The organism is Planktothrix sp. (assembly GCF_046067725.1).
Taxonomy (GTDB): Bacteria; Cyanobacteriota; Cyanobacteriia; order Cyanobacteriales; family Microcoleaceae; genus Planktothrix.
In genome coordinates this window covers 1-4,520 of the sequence record NZ_JBJUDF010000155.1, presented here as the reverse complement: position 1 = coordinate 4,520, position 4,520 = coordinate 1, and the positions used below count along the sequence as shown (strand labels likewise).

The 4,520-nt window shown below is 36.9% G+C and carries 4 protein-coding genes and 2 pseudogenes; 1 reads left to right on the top strand and 5 read right to left on the bottom strand.

Annotation, left to right across the window (positions count from 1 at the left end):
• Positions 1-445, top strand: a pseudogene (locus ACKPEB_RS09330) (hypothetical protein); the annotation flags it as partial.
• Positions 446-526: 81 nt separating this feature from the next.
• Here the strand turns inward: ACKPEB_RS09330 and ACKPEB_RS09325 are convergent.
• The 5 genes and pseudogenes from ACKPEB_RS09325 to ACKPEB_RS09305 all read right to left on the bottom strand — a co-directional run.
• Positions 527-1,309: a peroxiredoxin-like family protein gene (locus tag ACKPEB_RS09325; protein WP_408964598.1), complete on the bottom strand. Its 783-nt coding sequence runs from the start codon at positions 1,307-1,309 to the stop codon at positions 527-529.
• Between the two features lie 126 nt (positions 1,310-1,435).
• Complete coding sequence (gene mtnA, locus ACKPEB_RS09320) at positions 1,436-2,515, bottom strand: S-methyl-5-thioribose-1-phosphate isomerase (RefSeq protein WP_408964597.1); 1,080 nt, start codon at positions 2,513-2,515, stop codon at positions 1,436-1,438.
• A 123-nt stretch (positions 2,516-2,638) separates the two neighbouring features.
• Positions 2,639-2,806 carry a Uma2 family endonuclease gene (locus tag ACKPEB_RS09315; RefSeq protein WP_408964596.1) on the bottom strand — a complete coding sequence of 56 codons (168 nt, stop codon included), beginning with the start codon at positions 2,804-2,806 and terminating at the stop codon, positions 2,639-2,641.
• A gap of 102 nt (positions 2,807-2,908) precedes the next feature.
• Complete coding sequence (locus ACKPEB_RS09310) at positions 2,909-4,144, bottom strand: NAD(P)/FAD-dependent oxidoreductase (protein ID WP_408964595.1); 1,236 nt, start codon at positions 4,142-4,144, stop codon at positions 2,909-2,911.
• Positions 4,145-4,249: 105 nt separating this feature from the next.
• Positions 4,250-4,520: pseudogene (locus ACKPEB_RS09305) on the bottom strand (hypothetical protein); the annotation flags it as partial.

Genomic DNA, 4,520 nt, shown 5'->3' with positions numbered 1-4,520 from the left:
TCAACAATGGAAATGGCTATCGATTATTTTTGGGTTATTAGCCTTTGATGAAGTATTTATGATTCATGAAATTTTAATTATTCCTGATATTGCAGATGCGTTAAGATTACCTGCTTTTTTACATTCGATGTGGGTGATTCCGGGGACAATTTTAGTTGTTATTTTCCTGCGAAAATATTGGAATTTTTGGTTATATCTTCCTCAAAAAACTCGATATCATTTTGCTTTAGCTGCTTCTCTATATATTAGTGGCGCATTACTCCTAGAAATGGTAGGTAGTTATATTACCGTCTTAGAAAATCAACAAAATCCTATTTATGCTGGAATGGCGATTATTGAAGAAATTATGGAAATGATGGGAGTGATTGTCTTTATGTATGGATTATTAGTTTATATTCGCGAATGGCAACAAAAAATTAATATTGAGATTAAAATTATAATTTAACTAATAACTGTTACGGGCGGGGTTTCTCCGCCCCTACAAATTATGGAAGAATTTCTTCACGGTTATTAGCAGAACGCGAGGTTAATATTTTAGCGTGACTTTTGTCAGAAAAGATAGAGGATAACTCATATTAGCTGCAAAACCTAGAATCCCGCGATCTCGATGTTCATAAAGCAATTCTCCCTGTTTATTAAACAGAAAAGTTCCTCCTCTTTGGGTTAGATAAGCTGCATTGGGAATGTATGTTTTCCAGTGACTCAACACTTCTGACATATTTCGCAGTCGCAATGTTGCTAACTCAAAAGGACGTTGAAAACCGCTACCGCCAGCCCATTTAAAAAATGAACCTTTGAGTGTAGGAAGGGGGGGTGCTTGAATTATTTCTTCATCCCCAATTAATTGAGGCGCATTCTTATCACCTTGATAACCGCGAAATACTTCCGCCAAAGTACCTGGGCTACCGATTCCCGCACACATTAACATTAAATTGAGTCCAGCATTCATACTGGGCGAAAAACCGGGTAATTTGAGCGATAAACCCGAGTACAAATTCAGGGTTTGATGCAGTTCGGCGCTGGGATCAACAAATAAAAAATCAGCCGGAAATCCAGTATAATCACAGAATTTTTGACCGGAAGTTTGATCCCCAATTCCGATAGCTCGAATTGCGATTCCTTGCGCTTGAAGTTGTTCGGCTTCCCGTTGCAACCACCAAGCATATTCAAGACTATCAAAATCTCCCAATTGAGGCCATATCAGGACTAACTTCCAGGGAGAAGATTCACAACCGCTTAAAATCGATGTGACGACTCCATCGCTTACCCGTTGGCGTTCAGTTTGACTCAATAAAGTATATGTATTCATTAACAACTGATAGCAATGTTTGTAGGATTTTTGAAAAAAACTTGTAGGGGTTGCCCAACCCTCTAAAAACCCCTACAGTACAATATTACCATCAATTTAGATGGGTAATACAGCTTTTGTTTTGTTTTAACAACTGGTATTAAATTGTTTTAACTCTGAGGGAATAACAGCCCCTTTTTCTGTTATAATAGCCGTAATTAATTCAGCAGGAGTAACATCAAAAGCGGGGTTAAAAAATTCAACACCTTCAGGACAAATTCGAGTCGTTCCTACTTGATAAACTTCTGTTGGATCTCGTTCTTCAATGGGGATTTCTTCTCCGGTTGCTAATTTAAAATCAACCGTTGATAACGGTGCAGCAACAAAGAAAGGAACGTTATGAGCTTTGGCAACAATTGCTAAACTATAGGTTCCAATTTTATTGGCTGTATCGCCATTAGCTGTAATCCGATCTGCTCCTACAATCACCGCATGAATTAACCCTTGTTTCATACAATGGGCAGCCATATTATCAGAAATTAAAGTCACAGGAATTTGATCTTGTACACATTCCCAGGTTGTTAATTTTGCTCCTTGTAAACGGGGGCGAGTTTCATCAGCATAAACTCGATTTAACCGTCCAGAATTCCACGCGGAACGAATTACACCTAAAGCGGTTCCATAGCCTCCGGTTGCTAAAGATCCGGTGTTACAATGGGTGAGAATTGTTAGTTTTTCGGGGGTTTGAGGTAATACTGTTAACCCGGCTTCTCCGATGGCAAAACAAGTTTGAATATCCTCTTCTCTAATCAGATGTGCTTTTTGTAATAAAGCGGTTTTAATATCATCAATTGTGCCAGATGTTTCGGTTGCCGTTTTCAACATTTGATCAATTGCCCAAAATAAATTAACAGCCGTTGGACGAGTGGCGCGTAACACTTGGGCAATTTCTTCTAATTGGATTAAAAACTTTTGACGGTCTGAAGTTTGAATGTCTCTAGCTCCTAAATATAACCCATAAGCGGCAGCAATTCCAATGGCAGGTGCTCCGCGAACAATCATGGTTTTAATGGCTTCTGCCATTTGTTGATAGGTTGTAATTTCAATTCGGGTATATTCATCGGGGAGACGGGTTTGATCAATTAAAGAAGCGCGATCGCCTTCGGCTGGGCGGAGCCCATCGCTTTCCCAAATAATCGGATAAACTTGAGTTAAAGTTGAGGTCATTTTTGTAGTTACAAATTATTCAAAACAAATCTAGGCTTAACTTTAATCACTAAAGACTCACTATCTATTTCCATCTGGCAAGATTTGTGCAGCGGTCAAAGGTGATTGTTGGTTATATTCTGATCATAAATTAGAACATATTAACCCATCCCCTGTAAATACAGTTTCTTCATAAAGTCCCGTTACCAAACTAAACACAGTAATCTGTTGTTGTATGGGGTCAATCATCCAATATTCAGGAATTCCTCGCGCCTGACATGGCAATTTTTTATAACGATCATCTCGCTTCATTAGTGACTTCTGGTTAATTATAGCATAAAATTATGGACAAAACACTGATCAAGTTAACAGTAAATAATCTGATCTTTGGGGAATCAATTATAAATTTAAATTTTAAAAATTCGAGGTCGAATTAAGTTTAATTTTTAAGGTGATCCAAACCTTATCAAATTTATATCGTAAATATTTAAACACGGCTTTATATAACCGTTTAAAATCATAGTGAAATAAAATAGCCATCATATCATCTAAGGATAAATCTTTGAGATAATAAACTCCTTTATCAATCGATTCATCACTATATTTTAAATATTTACTTAATCCCATCTTTTCTGACCCATTCCAAGTTTTAGTATAAGTTTGTCGAATGTCCTGACGATAACCTGCAAAATCTGTTATTTTTCCGGCGAGATAATCTTGAATATATCCAGCAGCAATATTAGCATTTTGCATTCCATGACGAATACCTTCTCCGCCTAACATATTTACCATTGAAACTGCATCTCCAATGGCAATAATATTATCTTGATAATAAACATCTTTTAACCCGCTACAATATTTTAACATTCCTCCATGATGATTAATAATTTTATAGGGAATATCCGTCAAATAGTCTGTTAACAATAACTCCACATAGGAACGTAAATTTTGATTTTGATTAACCCATTGATGAGAACGATTTAATTGAGCAGAACCCACTTTTAAACGATTATTTCCCATAGGAAAAATCCACGAATAACCCCTGGGCATCCAGCGATGACCTAAAAAGAAAATTAAATCTTGAGAATACTTTTGATAATCGGTTGCTGAAAGTTCAATTAAATATTCTATTGCCGTTGCGGTTAAATAATTGGGTTGAGGTTCTTTTTTAGAATACATAACAGCCCTCGCTGGCCCAGTCGCATCAACTAAAACTTGTGTTTCAACTTGAATAATTTCTCCTGTAGACCGTTGTTTTAATTCAACAATTGTATTTTGATGATTTTGATAATAACGCAGATAACGATATCCCATCCAAACTTCACCGCCTTGACTCTGAACTTCTGTGGCTAAAAATTCACGTAATTTTGCAAAATCAAAAACAGCCCCCAAAGGTTTTGGAGACGGCCATTTTTGTTGAATATTTGTCGTAATAATGACTAAATTTTGCCAATAACTCCCAATAACGGTTTCGGGTAAATTGAATGTTTCTAAAGTTTCTAACGGTGTAGCGGCACTAGAAAAATCATTTTGATCAAAAGTTTCATGTTGTTCAATTAATAAGACTCGTTGACCAGCTTGGGTAAGTTGTCTTGCACATTGACCTCCTGCTGGCCCTGCACCAATGACCACAACATCGAAACGTTCCATTGCAATAAAATCTCAAGTTTAAAGAGCTATTCTAGTTTAACAAATTAGGGTTAATTTGATTCAAGGATTCGGGGTAGATACACAAAGGTCTATCTGGTGCAAGGTTCAATTTTTAGGGCTAATTTTAGTGTTTTGTTGAGAATGTTCTGAAAAGGTAGCACCTGATGAAGATGGCAGCATTGTAGAGTTTAAAGAATTGAAAGTAGGTAATTGACAGGTGGTGATATTGGCTTTGGGTAAGCAAGCAATCGGTTGAGTCGCAAGGGAAGGAATGGGAACAAATTCTCCTTCTAAAACAAAATCATCGGCATTTAAAACGACTCCTAAAATGGCTTCAGTGGATTTAATTTTAATAACAGCATCATCTAACCGTCCA